Raw genomic sequence first — 15,971 nt, forward strand, 5'->3', positions numbered from 1 at the left:
GAATTAAGGTGACACAACACTTAATTATTTAGTACTAAATTAAGTTTAAATTTAGTATAATGAATTTGTATTTTTTATAAATAGGAGTGATTGTGCACTTAGAGCAAGACATTCAGCCAATTAGTTATTTAAAGGCAAAGACCGCAGATGTTGTTAACACAGTTAATAAAAATCGAAGAGCGATTATTATTACTCAAAATGGTGAGGCTAAGGCTGTTGTTCAAGATATTAAAAGTTATGAGAGTTTGCAAAATTCTCTTAATTTTTTAAAGCTTATTGTTCAGTCTGAAAAAGAGATTGAGACTGGAGATGTTATCGAGCAGGGAAAAATGTTTGATGAATTAGAGCAGAGGCTATTTAAATAACTGATGAAAAACTTTAAAGTATTATGGGCAAATAGCGCCCAAGATGATTTAGAGCAAATTATAGAATATATAAAGATTGATAATATTGATACGGCAAAAAACGTATTTTTAGCACTAAAATCTGAATGCAATGAATTGCATTGTTTCCCGGAAAAGTTTAGAGTAGTTCCAGAGTTACAACATATAAACATTCACCAATTTAGGGAAATTATCTATAAACGCTGGAGAGTTGTTTATAAAATAACAGGCGCAAATGTTCACGTCTTGTTTGTCGTTGATTCCAGTAGAAATGTCGAAGATTTACTTTTGCAAAGGCTGTTAAATAAGCCGAATAGCTAAACAGTATTGGATATTTCTTTGGCGAGCCTGTTCGCTACTGAACCACAACCACCATTGCTGGGCGAACCAAACGGCCGTTTAAAGTGAAGCCATGTTGTACCACTTCTAATACTGAGTTAGACTCTTTATCCGGCATTGGAATCATGGTGACGGCTTCGTGGAACTCTGGATTAAAAGCCTCTCCCGTAGGATCAAGTAATTCAACGCCAAATTTTTCCATGGTTGATAGAAAAACCTTGTCCGTCATTTCCAGACCTTCAGTGATACTATCTACTGAAGCGTTGTCATCTTTGGCAGTTTTGAGCCCCATGGTTAGAGAGTCCTTAACTTCGAGCAATGCTTTGACAAAGCCATCAAGGGCGAATTTGTGTGCGTTTTCAAGATCTTTGGCGTTACGGCGCTTGAGATTTTCCATTTCTGCTTGGGCGCGCAAGACCTTGTCCCAGTTGTCTTTGGCAGATTGTTGGGCTGCAGCTAGCTGGGTTTCTAGGTCATCCTCTGGTGATTCTTGCTCAGTGGTTTCAATGTTTTCGTCTTCGATTTTTTCAACACTTTCGTCTTGGTCTTGCTTTTTTGTCATTTTGTTGTCCAATTAATGTATATTTGTAGCTAATTATTAGCCAATTATATAGTGGCTATTTTAAAGAATTCAATAGCAAAATATAACAATGTTTAATACAATCGGCATTATCACTAAACCCAATGACTCCGTTAGCGATGGTATCGCTGAAGAATTGTCTGAATTTTTACAAAACAAGGGTGTGGGTGTTGTTGTTGGCGATGAGCCAATAGCTGAGCAAGCAGACTTGATTATCGTGGTGGGCGGCGATGGCACTTTGCTTAATACAGCGCGTACATTTGTGGATAACAATATTCCAATTTTAGGGATTAATCTGGGCCGTCTTGGTTTTCTGGCGGATGTGTCGGTTGGTAAAATGCTGGAAATTGTTTCTCAAGTGTTAAAGGGTGAATTCACCAAAGAGGAGCGCTGTTTGTTGTCTTGTCAAATAGAGCAAGACGGGCAAGTGATCCACCAAAGTGTGGCGCTTAATGATGCAGTGGTTAATCGCCAGGATGCGATGAGAATGATCGAGTTTGACGTCTATATTGACGATAAATTTGTTAATAATCAGCGAGCGGATGGACTTATTATTACCACACCAACAGGCTCGACTGCTTACGCACTATCCAGTGGCGGCCCGATTATGCATCCAGGTGTGAATGCAATTGGTCTGGTGTCAATTTGCCCACACACCATGAGTCATCGACCATTGTTAGTGCCTGGCGGTAGTGAGGTGGTTGTGCGCGTTAAAGATGCGGGTGAAGGTGTGAGTGTACATATTGATGGACAAGTGTCATTTCCAATTGCTCTAGGTCAAGAAGTTCGGGTACGTCAGCATGGTAGTTTTGTGCATTTGCTGCACCCAAAAGACTACGACTATTTTGAAATTATTCGATCAAAACTACATTGGGGATCTAAGCTGTCATAAGCGAATGTAGTTATGTTATCTCAGTTATCCGTTAAAAATTTAGCTGTTGTTGAAAGGCTAGATCTGTCTTTTGAGCCAGGTATGAGTGCTGTTACCGGTGAAACAGGTGCCGGAAAATCTATTCTTTTACAAGCATTAGGTCTAGCTTTAGGTGTGCGTGCCGATTCTAATTTGGTGCGCCATGGTAAAGACAAGGCCGATATTAGCGCAGCTTTTGCAGTAGAGCATAACCAAACGGTTCAAGAATTTTTATCTGAAAATGCTTTAGAAGATGAGGGCGAGTGTATTTTGCGCCGGGTAATTACCAGCGATGGCCGTTCAAAAGCGTTTATTAATGGTAATAGCGTGCCTTTATCCACCGTGCGCAATGTGGGCGATTTATTATTAGATATACATGGTCAAAATGAGCATCAGTTATTATTGCGACCAGACCAACAAATGAAACTACTAGATGGGTTTGCACAGCTAGAAGTAGATAAACAAGCCTTAAATGAAATCGTCAGAGAGTACAAGTCGTTAAGTGAAAAAGTAGATAATTTATTGAATAATCAAGAGCTTATCGAGCAACAGCAAGTGCTATATTTGCATCAATTGGAAGAGTTAAATGAGGCGGCGTTGGATCAAGACGAGCTTAATACCATTGAAGCAAGTTTTAAAACCAGTGCCAACGCACAAGTGATTACTGAAAAAACATCCAACGTATTAAACCAATTAGAAAGTGATACGGGCGCAAATGCTCAATTGTTAACACTGGGGTCGCAGTTGTCAGATGCGCTTGAAATGGATGATAAGCTTCAGGTTGGATTTGAGTTGTTAAGTTCTGCACAAGTACAAACTCAAGAGGCGGTGTACGAATTGACGCAATACTTGAGTCAGCTGTCAACGGACGAGCAAAGCGCTCAAGAAATGGAAGAGCGAATTTCTGAATTGTACGCTTTGGGAAGAAAGCACAATTGCGCCATTGAAGAGCTGATAGAAGTACGCGAACAGTTGGATCTTAAGCTAGAGGAGATAGGGGGTGGTGCAAATTCTATCAGTGAAATGACCGATCAACTTGACCTGCTGGTTAAGCGCTATCAAGATAAAGCACAAAAGCTATCCAAGGATAGACAGCTAAAGGCGATCGAGCTATCTCAGCTTGTTACCGAGGCGATGCAAGTGCTAGGCATGCCGGGTAGTGAATTTAAAATAGGGCTAAATGAAAAACTTGATGGGGTGCATTTGAATGGCCACGAAGCTGTTGAGTTTTTGGTAAAAACCAACATGGGTCAAGATTTTAAAGCGCTTAAAAAAGTCGCCTCAGGCGGTGAGTTGTCACGCATATCGCTTGCAATTTCGGTGGTGAGTAGCGATAGCGAATATACACCAACCTTAATTTTTGATGAAGTGGATGTTGGTATTAGTGGTGCAGTGGCTGAGGTAGTAGGCAGAAAATTACAAGAGCTTGCTAAGCATTATCAGATTATTTGCATTACTCACTTGGCACAAGTGGCGAGCTTTGGACATCAGCATTTGCGCGTGAGCAAAGCCCAGCAAGATGGCGGCGCTCAAACCACGGTTGAGCAGCTTGAAGATGCACAAAGAATAGACGAGGTGGCGCGTATTTTAGGCGGTGCAACAATTACGGATAAAGCCAGAGTCGCTGCCGCAGAAATGATTGCCAGTAGCCAGGCGTGAAAAAATTTAGATTAAAAAAAAAGCCGCGAAAGCGGCTTTTTTTGGTTTTTACTTCTTTTTTAGTCGCTCAATACCCAACATTTTAAAAATGTATTTTTGATAAGCAGGCTCAGAATTTCCAGTTTTCATATTTCGAATGAAGAACTTCTCAAAAGCAATCTTCGCCAAGTGCATCATCTTACCTTTTTTAGCCCAAGTAACATTGCGCGGTGGGATTTGAGGCATGGCCACAAAGGCAGCACCCGTGTCACCCATATCAGCAATACAAACCGCATTCCAAGTTGGAATGTGTGATGGCGCATTGCCGGCAATCATGTCTTCAATGTTATGCACAACTGCCGTTACCATAGATTCAATCATGTAGCCAGTTTTTGGTGTACCACACATGACCGGAGTGGCTTCTACAGGAGGGATGGCAATATTAACACCGAGTGAAAAAATATTGTCTTTTACAGGAGACTGTTGGTGGTCATTGATCATGACAAAACCTCGTGGGTTAACGTATCCTGGGTCAACTTCTGCAAGTTTAGCAACTGTATCTACACCTTTAAAGGCTGGCAACATCATGGTGTGTTTAGTAGCCACCTCGTGGGTTTTGATTGTGTTGCCTTCACCATCTACTTCCTCAACAGTAACGATATCTGCTGCAACAGAAGCTACTTTGGCATTGGTAATCCATTTAATATGACGATTTCTAAACTCAGATTCTAAAAGGCCCTTTGAATCACCGACACCTCCTAAACCTAAATGACCAATGTAAGGTTCGGCAGTAACAAAAGTCATTGGGCATTTGTCACGAATTCCGCGTTTTTTAAGATCGGTATCCATGATGGTTGCAAATTCATAGGCCGGACCAAAACAAGAGGCACCTTGTACTGCACCAACAACAATTGGGCCGCCACCATTATTACAAAAAGCCTCCCATTCACTAGAGGCAACTTTAGCATGTGCTGTTGTACAGATAGATACGCTGTGTCCATCAGGACCAAGACCTTCCACTTCGTCAAAAGCAAGTTTAGGGCCAGTGGCTAATACTAAATAATCGTAGTCAACCGTTTGATCGCCAACCATCACTTGATTTTCATTAGGTTTGATTTCTGTTGCTTCGCCAACAATTAGATTAATATCTTTGCGCTTAAGTCTTGGCTCAAGCTCAAAACTAATGTCCTCTTCACTGCGCCAGCCAACAGCAAGCCAAGGATTAGAAGGAATAAAGTTAAAGTTTGGATTGTTAGAAATGACACTCACTTGGTGAGCGCTCCCTAGTGTTTTTTTAATATCGTAAGCAAAAGGCAAACCGCCCGTGCTCGCGCCAATAACGACAATATGCGCCATATAATTCTCCTCAACAAGATTTAGTATAAAGAGTTCATTATTCGTGTGTCTTTAGCTAATGTCAAATGCATTAGCAAATGATGATATTATTGGTCAATTAGAGCCTAATAAGCTGTTAAATATAACTTGTATCAATTAATTCATAATATAAAAATATATTTCACGATAGTATATCGGTTTATGTATAATTTCAAAAACCTATGGAAATTGTTGTCGGTGGCTTGATTGCCGTTGTAAACCAGAGCTTACTTTATTGGCGAATGCGCCAGCTTAAGCATAAAAATATTTTGGATCCCAAGCAGGTTGTCAACCTGGCTAGAGTTTCTTTAATAGAAAGGCTTTTGTTAGTTGGCATTATGCTGGTATTTGCCATGCAACGATTAGATCCATTAAGTGTTATATTGAGTTTTTTTATTATTAATTTGAGTCTTGCTTTTTACAAACAATGTCAGTTGAAACCATAACATCTTCAGAATATATTAAGCACCATCTACAGAACCTAACTTATGGTCAGGTTGATGGGCATTGGGGCTTTGCCCATACAGCAGCAGAAGCGCAGGCAATGGGGTTTTGGTCAGTTAATGTCGACTCTATGTTTTGGTCGTTAGTGACTGCGGTAGTGTTTTATACCATCTTCCGTTCAGCGGGTAAAAAAGCAACCACAGGCGTTCCTTCGGGCTTTCAAAACTTTATTGAAATGGTGATCGAATTTATTGATTTCAGTGTCCGTGATTCGTTTAAGCACAAAAACAAGCTCGTAGCGCCAATGGCACTTACAATTTTTGCTTGGATTTTCTTAATGAATGCCATGGATCTTATTGCCGTTGACTGGTTGCCACAATTAGCTGCTATTTCAGTTGGTGCAATGGGCGGAGACCCACATGCAGCCTTCTTTAAGGTTGTACCATCAACAGATCCAAATATTACATTTGGCATGGCATTATCTATTTTTATACTGATTTTATATTACAGCATCAAGCATAAAGGCTTAGGCGGATTTTTATCAGAGTTGTTGTTCCACCCGTTTGGAAAGTGGCTACTACCAGCCAACTTATTACTAGAGGGTGTTGCACTAATCTCTAAGCCAATTTCATTAGCACTACGTTTATTTGGTAATATGTATGCGGGTGAGATTATCTTTATTCTAATCGCTATCATGTATAGCGTAGGTATCGGATTTGGCGTGTTTGGTGGATTATTACAAGTAGGTTGGGCATTGTTCCATATCTTAATTATTACCTTACAGGCCTTTATATTCATGACACTAACCATTGTGTACATGGACATGGCTCACGATAACGAACACTAATTTTTAATTTTTTTTACATAAATATAACAGGAGAAATAATATGGTAATGGAAAGCGCAATTTTATATGTTGCAGGAAGCATAATGATGGGCATGGGTGCACTTGGTGCAGCGATTGGTATTGGTCTATTGGGTGCTAAAGTACTAGAAGGTGCAGCACGTCAACCAGAGCTAATTCCAATGTTAAGAACTCAGTTCTTCATTTTCATGGGCCTAGTAGATGCGGTACCAATGATTGCTGTTGGTTTAGGTCTGTACGTACTATTCGCTGTTGCATAAACTGTCTTTAACGTTTTAATCTAAGTACAAGGTAAGTCTTATGAATATAAATGCTACATTAATTGGTCAATCAATTGCATTTTTTATTTTTATCTATATGGTCAAGCAGTATGTGTGGCCACCGCTTATAGCGGCCATGGAAGAGCGCCAAAAGCGTATCGAAGGTGGTTTGTTAGCAGCGGAACGTGGATTATCTGAGCAGGCAGAAGCCGAGCAAAGAGCAAATGAATTGATTAGCCAGTCTAAAGACCAAGCTTCTGAAATTATTGCTAACGCGTCAAAGCAAGCGTCTAATATGGTTGAAGAGGCAAAAGATGTTGCCTTACAGGCAGCTGAAAAAGTTAAGTCGCAAGCAGCGGCAGAGCTTGAGCAAGATAAAGTGCGCGTTCGTAATGAATTGCAAGATCAAGTATCAGCTTTAGTTATGCAAGGTGTTAATGCGGTTTTGTCTAAAGAAGTAGACGGTAAAACGCATAAAGCCATGTTAACTAAATTGTCACAAACACTATAGTAAGCTATTATGGAATTAGTCACAATCGCCAAACCTTATGCAAATGCAGTTTTTGAAATTGCACAGCAAGACAAGTCACACGATGACTGGAAGGCTGTATTAGAGGCGTCATCATCATTAGTTGTTGATGAGCAGATGCAAGGTTATCTTGATTCTCCAAATGCGACAAAACAAGATAAAAGTGCCACTATTCAAAGGTTGGTTGCTAGTGTGATTAGCAGAGATTTGACTACCAAAGAAAATGAGTTTTTATCATTAATCTTGGACAATGATCGTGCGCCAGCCTTACCAAGTATCTTGGCTTTATTTGAAGACCAGGCTAACACCTTTGATGATGCGAAAGCATTTGATGTGATTAGTGCCTATAAATTAACGGCGGCTGAAGAAAAGAGTATTGTTGCTAGTCTGAGTGAAAAGTACAATGCTAGTGTTAGTATTGAAACAACAATTGATGATTCGCTGATTGGCGGTCTGATTATTAAACTAGGAGACAAGGTAATCGACATGTCGATTAAAGCTCGTACAGACGAGCTAAACTTGCTTCTTACAACACATTAATTATAAATTTATATAAAAGGAAGAGTTATGCAATTAAACGCCAGTGAAATTAGTGATTTAATTAAAAAACAAATAGAGGGTTTTGATTTTGCAGCAGAAGCGCGCACTGAAGGCACAGTTGTTAGTGTTAGTGACGGTATTGTTCGAATTCATGGACTGGCTGACGTACAATTTGGTGAGATGCTTGAGTTCCCTGGTAACACCTTCGGCATGGCGCTTAACCTTGAGCAAGATTCAGTAGGTGCGGTTGTATTAGGAGACTACCTACACATCTCTGAAGGTGACATTGTTAAATGTACCAACAGACTGGTTGAAGTTCCTGTTGGTGAAGCGATGCTAGGACGTGTGGTTAATCCATTAGGTCAACCGATTGACGGTAAAGGTGCAATTGATACAAACAACTCTCTTCCGTTAGAAATTATGGCACCAGGTGTGATCGAGCGTAAGTCGGTTGATCAGCCAATTCAAACAGGTGTTAAGGCAATTGATGCGATGGTTCCAGTTGGCCGTGGTCAACGTGAACTTATTATTGGTGACCGTCAAACGGGTAAAACTGCTGTTGCAATTGACGCTATTATTAATCAGAAAGACACAGGCATTCGTTGTGTTTATGTAGCGATTGGACAGAAGGATTCATCAGTAGCAGCCGTTGTTCGTAAATTAGAAGAGCACGGTGCATTAGAAAATACAATTATTGTTAATGCAGGTGCAGCCTCATCTCCAGCACTACAATACATTGCACCATATGCAGGCTGTTCAATGGCGGAATACTTCCGTGATCGCGGCGAAGATGCACTAATCGTTTATGATGATTTAACTAAACAGGCTTGGGCTTACCGTGAAGTATCATTACTTCTTAAGCGTCCACCAGGACGTGAAGCTTACCCAGGCGATGTATTCTACTTACACTCTCGTTTATTAGAGCGTGCATCGCGTGTGAATGCAGAGTACGTTGAGCAGATGACTAACGGTGAAGTTAAAGGCCAAACGGGTTCATTAACGGCGCTACCAATTATTGAGACTCAAGGTGGTGACGTATCAGCATTTGTACCAACGAACGTGATTTCAATTACAGACGGTCAAATTTTCTTAGAAACTGACCTATTTAATGCGGGTGTACGTCCTGCGATTAACGCTGGTTTGTCAGTATCTCGTGTTGGTGGCGCTGCCCAAACAAGTATTATTAAGAAGTTGGGTGGTGGTATTCGTCTTGACTTGGCTCAGTACCGTGAACTACAAGCATTTGCACAGTTTGCATCAGATCTTGATGCTGAAACTAAGGCGCAAATCGATCGTGGTCAACGTGTAACAGAGCTAATGAAGCAGAAGCAATATGCACCACTATCAGTGGCAGAATTAGCAACATCTTTATTTGCAGCTAACTCAGGTTCATTGGATGACCTTGAAGCAAATAAAGTCGTTGATTTTGAGGAAGCATTATTAAACTACATGGGCTCTAATCAGTCAGCATTAATGGATAACATTAATGCAACAGGCGATTATAACGATGACATTGCTGCCCAGTTACAAGCGGCAATTGATGATTTCAAGGCAAACCACACTTGGTAAATAAATAATATGGCAGCTGGAAAGGAAATTAGAACGCAGATTGCGAGTATTAAAAATACTCAGAAGATCACATCGGCCATGGAAATGGTGGCAGCGTCTAAAATGAAAAAATCTCAACAAAGAATGGAGGCATCACGTCCTTATTCTGAGAGAATTACAAAGGTGATTGGCCACTTGGCGAATGCACATCCAGAGTTTGAACATCCTTATATGAAAGAGGTGGGTGAGCTTAAGCGGATTGGAATTATCATCATTTCCAGTGACCGAGGCTTATGTGGCGGTTTAAATACTAATTTATTTAGAAGTTTATTAAAAGAAGTTGCTGACTATCAAGCCAAAGGAATTGAGGTTGATATTTGCACGATTGGTAAGAAAGCCACTTCATTCTTTAAAAATTCTGGATTAGGAATTAAGTCGGTATTGACAGATCTTGGTGATGCGCCACACTTTGACGACCTATTAGGTACTGTTAAGGTCATGTTAGATGCTTATGATAATGATGAAATTCAGCAATTATCAGTAGCTTATAACAGGTTTGAAAATACCATGACTCAGGTGCCAACGACAGCACAGCTCATTCCAATGATTGCTTCAGAAGCTGAAGGCATGAGTCATCGATGGGACTACATTTATGAGCCTGATGCAGAAGAAGCATTAAGCGCTTTGTTGGTTAGATATATTGAGGCAATTGTTTACCAGGGGTTGGTTGAAAACATCGCTTGTGAACAATCTTCACGAATGATTGCTATGAAGAGTGCAACTGACAATGCTGGTGATATGGTTGACGAGTTAGAATTGGTTTACAATAAAGCAAGACAGGCTGCAATTACTCAAGAGATCTCTGAGATTGTGAGTGGTGCAGCAGCAGTATAAAATTAAAAAAATAGAGTTTTAAAAAAGGAAAACAAAATGAGCAGCGGAAAAATTACACAAATTATTGGCGCGGTTATCGATGTCGAGTTTTCGGCAGATAGCATTCCAAATATTTATGATGCCTTGATTGTTACAGAAACAGGCCTTACATTAGAAGTACAGCAACAATTGGGTGACAACACAGTTCGTGCAATTGCCATGGGTGGTTCTGAAGGTCTTAAGCGTGGTATTGAAGTGACTAACACAGGTGCGCCTATTCAGGTTCCAGTTGGCACAAAGACACTGGGTCGCATCATGAACGTATTGGGTGAACCGATTGATAATGCCGGTGAGATTGGTGAAGAGTCAAGAAATGCTATTCACCGTTCTGCTCCTGCTTATGATGAACTTGCTCCTGCTGCTGAATTATTAGAAACAGGTATTAAGGTAATTGACCTAGTTTGTCCTTTCGCTAAGGGTGGTAAAGTTGGATTATTCGGCGGTGCTGGTGTTGGTAAAACAGTAAACATGATGGAGTTAATTCGTAACATTGCGATTGAGCACTCAGGTTACTCAGTATTTGCTGGTGTTGGTGAGCGTACTCGTGAGGGTAATGACTTCTACCACGAAATGAAAGAGTCAAACGTACTTGATAAAGTGTCGTTAGTATATGGTCAAATGAACGAGCCTCCTGGAAACAGATTGCGTGTTGCTTTGACTGGCTTAACAATGGCTGAGGCATTCCGTGATGAAGGTCGTGACGTATTGTTATTTATTGATAATATTTATCGTTACACGCTTGCGGGTACTGAAGTATCTGCCCTATTAGGTCGTATGCCTTCAGCAGTAGGTTACCAGCCGACACTTGCATCAGAAATGGGTGCATTGCAAGAGCGTATCACTTCAACTAAGACAGGTTCAATTACATCAATTCAGGCGGTATACGTACCAGCGGACGATCTAACAGATCCTTCTCCAGCGACCACATTTGCCCACTTGGATGCAACGGTTGTATTGTCGCGTCAAGTAGCAGAATTAGGTATTTATCCAGCGGTAGATCCACTAGATTCTACTTCTCGTCAGCTTGATCCGTTAATCGTTGGTCAAGAGCATTATGATACAGCTCGTAGTGTTCAAGGTGTATTGCAGCGTTATAAAGAATTAAAAGACATTATTGCGATCTTGGGTATGGATGAATTGTCTGAAGAAGATAAACAAGCGGTATCTCGTGCTCGTAAGGTTCAGCGTTTCTTATCTCAGCCTTTCTTTGTTGCTGAAGTATTTACAGGCTCACCTGGTAAGTATGTTTCTCTTAAAGACACACTTTCAGGTTTCCAATCTATTATCAATGGCGAACTTGATGACATTCCAGAGCAAGCATTCTACATGACGGGCTCTATTGAAGAGGTTCGTGAAAGAGCTGCGGAGAAAGCATAAATGTCAATGATTCAGGTCGATATCGTAAGTGCTACAGAGTCTCTTTACTCAGGTGAAGTGAAATGTGTATTTGCGCCTGGTAGTAATGGTGAGCTAGGTATTTATCCTCAGCATTTACCATTACTGTCAACGCTACGTCCTGGTGAAGTTCGTGTTGAAACAGATAAAGGCATGGAGTCAATCTATGTTTCTGGCGGTATTGTTGAGGTTCAGCCTTCATTGGTTACGATCTTTTCCGATACGGCGATTCGTGCCCACGACTTAGACGAGTCTAAGGCATTAGAAGCAAAACAAAGAGCTGAAGAGGCTATGGCTAACGCGGATACGGATCAAGACATTTCATCAACTCAAGCAGCGCTTGCAGAGTCTATGGCTCAATTGCAAATAATTTCTAAGATGAGAGGAAAAAAACTTTAAAGACAAATAGCTTTAAAATTTACAACCTTGTTGTTGACCACTTGAACGCCTTCTTTTTGAAGGCGTTTTTGTTTTAAGCTTGATCCAAAAGCGTATTCACCTAATTCACCATTAGATTTCACTACTCGGTGACAGGGCACTTCAGGTGCATTGGGGTTTTTATTCATCGCTGTTCCCACCGCTCTATATGCTTTGGGATGGTTTATGAGTTTGGCTAGATTTTTATAGGTAATTACTGAGCCAGATGGTACGTTAGCTTTAAGTGTTTTGTAGCAAAGTCTTTGAAAATCTGTCATACCAAATAAGAACTCATGGCGGAATCATACTTGTCTTGTGCTTTTAAGATAAAGTCACAAGCTTCTCGAACCGCACCATGGCCACCACGTTTATCGGTAATTAAGCAGGCGTTGTCTTTGACTAATTCGTGTGCATTGGCTACAGCAATTGGCAGACCTATATTGCGCATCACCGGCAGGTCAATAATGTCATCGCCCACATAGGCCACTTGTTCAGCATTTAAAGAGAGTTTTTCTAAGAGCTCATTGAAGGCAATGAGCTTATCACTTTGGCCTTGATAGAAATGCTCGATTCCTAAGTTTTTCATTCTATGAGCAACATTGGGCGTGTCTCTAGCACTGATGACGGCAGGTTCTACACCATTTTGTTTGAGTAGTTTAATGCCCAATCCGTCTAATGAATTGAAGCGCTTAAGCTCAATACCCTCGTCTGAGAAATATAAGCCACCATCAGTTAATACGCCATCAACATCAAAGATGATGAGCTTGATGGTTTTAGCTCTTAGGTAAGCTTTGTTTAGTAATTTCATATGACTTTACTCCATTCAAATGCAGGGCCAGGGTCAGTTTTTCTGCCAGGTGCAATATCACTATGGCCAACAACATCGCTAATCGGATAGTGAGATTTTAAAGTTGATAATACTTGATTTAGTCTATCGTATTGTTGTGTTTCATATTCGATATGATCAGCGCCTTCTAGCTCGATGCCTATTGAATAGTTATTACAATCTGGAATTTTATTAAATATAGACGCCCCTGCATGCCACGCACGCTGATCAAAATCAACAAATTGTGTCACGCTTCCGTCTCGCTTGATAAGCAGGTGTGCTGAAACCTTTACTGTTTCGATTTGTTTGAAATATGGATGTTTACTTGCGTCAAGCTGATTAGTAAAGAAATCTTCAATATAGTTGTTGTTAAATTTGCCTGGTGGCAATGAGATGTTGTGAACAACAACCAGGGTTATGCTGGCCTTATCTGGACGCTGATTGAAGTTTACAGTAGGTGAGTATTTTGCAATATCTAAGCGATGATTTGTAATCATGACTAAGATTGTACGCGATTAAAATAGCGCCCTCTTAACATTAACCTAGGGGATTTTGCTTGGTCAGTAAAGGTGGATCGTTTGTGCAAGATATTGTTGCACAAAAGACCTTGGTTGGCATGCATTGTGTGTTTGAAGTGATAAGGTGTATTACCGGCTAAAAGCTTATCAAGTAACTCAACAGCTTGTTTGATTTCAGCGGAATCGTAAAAAGCAACGTTTTTCTTCCTCTGGGTGTAGCGCATGTATAGCTCACTTGTTGCCTCATCTGTAAAAAAAATTGGCCCAATAGAACTTTTACGTCGAGTTTGGCCATCAACCATATGTGCTGGTATAGTCATGGCTTGTGAGTGAGTGAGGGCTGCTGTAACATCTGGATTTTCTTCTCTTAGGAGTAGATAGGCCATTTGCTGGTCAATCCATTGGTTTTCACCTCCTTGTTGTGCCGGATTAACGCAGAACAAAGAAAAGGCTCGAATCCGATCTTCAACCGAATTGTAGTAGCCATCTGTATGCCAGCCAATGGCTCGATTTGTATAAGGAATAAATTCAGCCTGATTTTGATCGACACTCTGGGTAATGTGAGCTAAGCCCTGGTTTTTAACATACAGATGTTGATCATAAGATTCAAGCCCAAATTGCTGATTAAAGCTAACAATGCTTAATTCGTAGTCTTGTTGGACGGGCGTGCTGAATAACGCAAAGTTATTAACTCGACATAAGTGGCTTATTTGATCTTTTTCAGATTTTAACAGCTGATTGGGATTGCTAACTTCTACTAAGCAATGTTCAATATTAGTCTGGGCATTGGCAAGTTTTTCATCTCGCCAAAATTGGTAGTCATCTGTTGAAGTGACTACATTAGCCATTAATGCGCTTGTTGATAAACCATTGTTGTGCAATTGATAAGATGTTGTTAATCACCCAGTAAAGTACCAATCCTGATGGGAACCACAAAAAGAATATAGTAAATACAAAAGGCAATGCCATCATAATTTTTGCTTGCATTGGGTCAGGTGGCGGCGGGTTAAGCTTCTGTTGTACAAACATAGATGCACCCATAATGAGTGGCAAGATATAGAATGGATCTGGAGCGGCTAAATCGAGCAAATACCAGAAAGGCGTTTGACGCAATTCGACCATTTCTAATAGCACCCAATATAGTGAAATAAATACTGGAATCTGCACTAAGATTGGTAAACAACCGGCCGCTGGATTAATCTTTTCCTTGCGATACAACTCCATGGTCTTTTGGCCCATTTTTTCTTTGTCATCGCCATAAGTTTCTTTAAGTTTGGCCAATCTTGGAGATAGTTTTCTCATGCCAGCCATTGATCGATAAGATTTTTCACTGAGTTTGTAAAAGGCCAGCTTGATTAAGATGGTAAGAATAATAATGGCATATCCCCAAGATCCAACATAGTCATAAATCCAGTTAAGGATTTCAGAGAGTGGCTTGGCAATAATAAACAAAATGCCGTAATCTACTGTTTTATCGAGTCCTGGCGCTAGGTTATCTATACGAGATTGCTCTTTAGGGCCAATGTATAAAGCATTAGTACCAAGTGTTGTGGTTGAACCAGGCGCAACACTTTGAGCGGTATTTACAATGGTTAGTAGGTATTTGCCGTTGTTAACTTTGGCAGAGTAATTGTGTGTTTCTTGTGCCTGTGGAATCATGGCAACAAAGAAATAGTGCTGAATCATTGCCAGCCAGCCGCCCTTGGAGGTGGTTTCTGGCTGTTCATCAAACTCATCAAATTCTATTTTTTCATAGACTTCTTGGTCGTCATACTTTGCACCGCCAGTATAAGTCGGCATCATCATATTAGACTGATCTAGTGCATTGCGCACGAGCTGGGTGTAGCTAGTAACATCAATATTATTATTTGAGTTGTTGTTAACTTGGTAATCTATATTAACAACATAACTACCTTGAGTAAAGTGGTAGTTCTTGGTGACAATAGTGCCATTTTCACCCGTCCATACCAGTGGCACTACTAAGCTATCTCCTTGCATTTGGTAGTGTGTTTGAGCCGAACTAAATAGCGAATGATGAGTTGGCATTTGCTCGCTTGGTAGTAGTCCGCTTTGTGCCTGGAACAATTCATTAGGTGTGTCGCTGAGCAATTGAAAGCTTACTTTTGAATTCAGCTCAATAGGATAATCGTTCAGCCATGCATTAGTGATCGTTCCGCCTTTTTGGCTAATTTCTAGTGTTAGTAAGTCTGTACTAACCGTAACAAATTCGCCACTATTTGATTCTTTGCTAAGTGGGACGTCAGGAGTTGCTTCTGTGCGAATTGCACTTGGTACATTTGCATTGGCGCTTTTTGTTGCGCTTTTGGTATTTTCAGTTTTTGCTTGATAGAGTAAATTGCCATTGGCGTCAACAGCGTGCTGTCTATCCCACTGCTCATTGAGCAGGAAAATACTAAGAAAAATTGCAATAATTAGGAAGAATTTTTGATTGTTCATCGGGTTTAATTTTAAT

At 40.5% G+C, this 15,971-nt stretch carries 20 protein-coding genes; 13 read left to right on the forward strand and 7 right to left on the reverse strand.

Going from position 1 to position 15,971, the window contains the following annotated elements; genetic code table 11:
* The first annotated feature begins 92 nt into the window (after positions 1–92).
* Both ABNR88_RS03115 and ABNR88_RS03120 read left to right on the forward strand, forming a co-directional pair.
* On the forward strand, positions 93–365 hold the full coding sequence (locus ABNR88_RS03115; RefSeq protein ID WP_291926732.1) for a type II toxin-antitoxin system Phd/YefM family antitoxin: 273 nt from the start codon (positions 93–95) through the stop codon (positions 363–365).
* A 3-nt stretch (positions 366–368) separates the two neighbouring features.
* The gene (locus ABNR88_RS03120) at positions 369–704 is read left to right on the forward strand and encodes a type II toxin-antitoxin system RelE/ParE family toxin (RefSeq protein WP_291926734.1); all 336 of its coding nucleotides are present in this window, start codon (positions 369–371) and stop codon (positions 702–704) included.
* Positions 705–738: 34 nt separating this feature from the next.
* Here the strand turns inward: ABNR88_RS03120 and grpE are convergent, their stop codons facing one another.
* The gene (gene grpE / locus ABNR88_RS03125) at positions 739–1,284 is read right to left on the reverse strand and encodes a nucleotide exchange factor GrpE (RefSeq protein ID WP_291926736.1); all 546 of its coding nucleotides are present in this window, start codon (positions 1,282–1,284) and stop codon (positions 739–741) included.
* A gap of 88 nt (positions 1,285–1,372) precedes the next feature.
* Here grpE and ABNR88_RS03130 point away from each other — a divergent pair, with 88 nt between their 5' ends.
* On the forward strand, positions 1,373–2,194 hold the full coding sequence (locus ABNR88_RS03130; protein ID WP_291926738.1) for an NAD(+) kinase: 822 nt from the start codon (positions 1,373–1,375) through the stop codon (positions 2,192–2,194).
* A gap of 12 nt (positions 2,195–2,206) precedes the next feature.
* Positions 2,207–3,871: a DNA repair protein RecN gene (gene recN, locus ABNR88_RS03135; protein WP_348670020.1), complete on the forward strand. Its 1,665-nt coding sequence runs from the start codon at positions 2,207–2,209 to the stop codon at positions 3,869–3,871.
* Between the two features lie 48 nt (positions 3,872–3,919).
* On the opposite strand, the gene ABNR88_RS03140 is transcribed toward recN, so the two are convergent.
* The gene (locus ABNR88_RS03140; RefSeq protein ID WP_291926744.1) at positions 3,920–5,206 is read right to left on the reverse strand and encodes an FAD/NAD(P)-binding oxidoreductase; all 1,287 of its coding nucleotides are present in this window, start codon (positions 5,204–5,206) and stop codon (positions 3,920–3,922) included.
* Positions 5,207–5,406: 200 nt separating this feature from the next.
* Here ABNR88_RS03140 and ABNR88_RS03145 point away from each other — a divergent pair, with 200 nt between their 5' ends.
* Genes ABNR88_RS03145 through ABNR88_RS03185 form a run of 9 tightly spaced genes read left to right on the forward strand, consistent with a single transcriptional unit; the run spans position 5,407 to position 12,136 of the window.
* Positions 5,407–5,670 (forward strand): hypothetical protein, encoded by a 264-nt coding sequence (locus ABNR88_RS03145; protein ID WP_291926746.1) that lies wholly within the window; start codon positions 5,407–5,409, stop codon positions 5,668–5,670.
* On the forward strand, positions 5,652–6,515 hold the full coding sequence (atpB, locus tag ABNR88_RS03150) for a F0F1 ATP synthase subunit A (protein ID WP_291926748.1): 864 nt from the start codon (positions 5,652–5,654) through the stop codon (positions 6,513–6,515). Before ABNR88_RS03145 ends, atpB begins: the two co-directional genes overlap by 19 nt.
* Before the next feature lie 40 nt (positions 6,516–6,555).
* Positions 6,556–6,792, forward strand: a complete 237-nt coding sequence (atpE, locus tag ABNR88_RS03155; protein ID WP_199401940.1) for a F0F1 ATP synthase subunit C — start codon at positions 6,556–6,558, stop codon at positions 6,790–6,792.
* 40 nt (positions 6,793–6,832) lie between these two features.
* Positions 6,833–7,303: a F0F1 ATP synthase subunit B gene (locus ABNR88_RS03160; protein ID WP_291926758.1), complete on the forward strand. Its 471-nt coding sequence runs from the start codon at positions 6,833–6,835 to the stop codon at positions 7,301–7,303.
* Between the two features lie 9 nt (positions 7,304–7,312).
* Entirely contained in the window at positions 7,313–7,861 is a 549-nt protein-coding gene (locus ABNR88_RS03165; RefSeq protein ID WP_291926761.1) for a F0F1 ATP synthase subunit delta, read from the forward strand.
* 27 nt (positions 7,862–7,888) lie between these two features.
* A complete protein-coding gene (atpA, locus tag ABNR88_RS03170; protein WP_291926763.1) occupies positions 7,889–9,430 on the forward strand; it encodes a F0F1 ATP synthase subunit alpha in 1,542 nt (513 codons plus the stop codon).
* Between the two features lie 9 nt (positions 9,431–9,439).
* A complete protein-coding gene (gene atpG / locus ABNR88_RS03175) occupies positions 9,440–10,303 on the forward strand; it encodes a F0F1 ATP synthase subunit gamma (protein ID WP_291926765.1) in 864 nt (287 codons plus the stop codon).
* A 36-nt stretch (positions 10,304–10,339) separates the two neighbouring features.
* Positions 10,340–11,719, forward strand: a complete 1,380-nt coding sequence (atpD, locus tag ABNR88_RS03180) for a F0F1 ATP synthase subunit beta (protein WP_291926767.1) — start codon at positions 10,340–10,342, stop codon at positions 11,717–11,719.
* The gene (locus ABNR88_RS03185; RefSeq protein ID WP_291926769.1) at positions 11,720–12,136 is read left to right on the forward strand and encodes a F0F1 ATP synthase subunit epsilon; all 417 of its coding nucleotides are present in this window, start codon (positions 11,720–11,722) and stop codon (positions 12,134–12,136) included. It abuts the gene before it with no gap.
* On the opposite strand, the gene ABNR88_RS03190 is transcribed toward ABNR88_RS03185, so the two are convergent.
* From ABNR88_RS03190 to yidC, 5 genes are read right to left on the reverse strand one after another with little or no spacing between them, the layout of a single operon-like run.
* On the reverse strand, positions 12,133–12,432 hold the full coding sequence (locus ABNR88_RS03190; protein WP_291926772.1) for an MGMT family protein: 300 nt from the start codon (positions 12,430–12,432) through the stop codon (positions 12,133–12,135). The genes ABNR88_RS03185 and ABNR88_RS03190 overlap by 4 nt on opposite strands.
* Positions 12,429–12,962, reverse strand: a complete 534-nt coding sequence (gene kdsC / locus ABNR88_RS03195) for a 3-deoxy-manno-octulosonate-8-phosphatase KdsC (protein WP_291926774.1) — start codon at positions 12,960–12,962, stop codon at positions 12,429–12,431. The genes ABNR88_RS03190 and kdsC overlap by 4 nt, the downstream gene beginning before the upstream one ends.
* Positions 12,959–13,477 (reverse strand): 1,6-anhydro-N-acetylmuramyl-L-alanine amidase AmpD, encoded by a 519-nt coding sequence (gene ampD, locus ABNR88_RS03200; RefSeq protein WP_291926776.1) that lies wholly within the window; start codon positions 13,475–13,477, stop codon positions 12,959–12,961. The genes kdsC and ampD overlap by 4 nt, the downstream gene beginning before the upstream one ends.
* A gap of 2 nt (positions 13,478–13,479) precedes the next feature.
* The gene (locus ABNR88_RS03205; RefSeq protein ID WP_291926778.1) at positions 13,480–14,346 is read right to left on the reverse strand and encodes a TauD/TfdA family dioxygenase; all 867 of its coding nucleotides are present in this window, start codon (positions 14,344–14,346) and stop codon (positions 13,480–13,482) included.
* Positions 14,339–15,955: a membrane protein insertase YidC gene (gene yidC, locus ABNR88_RS03210; RefSeq protein WP_291926780.1), complete on the reverse strand. Its 1,617-nt coding sequence runs from the start codon at positions 15,953–15,955 to the stop codon at positions 14,339–14,341. Before yidC ends, ABNR88_RS03205 begins: the two co-directional genes overlap by 8 nt.
* Positions 15,956–15,971 lie beyond the last annotated feature (16 nt).

Origin of the sequence: uncultured Candidatus Thioglobus sp., from assembly GCF_963981275.1 — a bacterium.
Classification (GTDB): Bacteria; Pseudomonadota; Gammaproteobacteria; order PS1; family Pseudothioglobaceae; genus Thioglobus_A.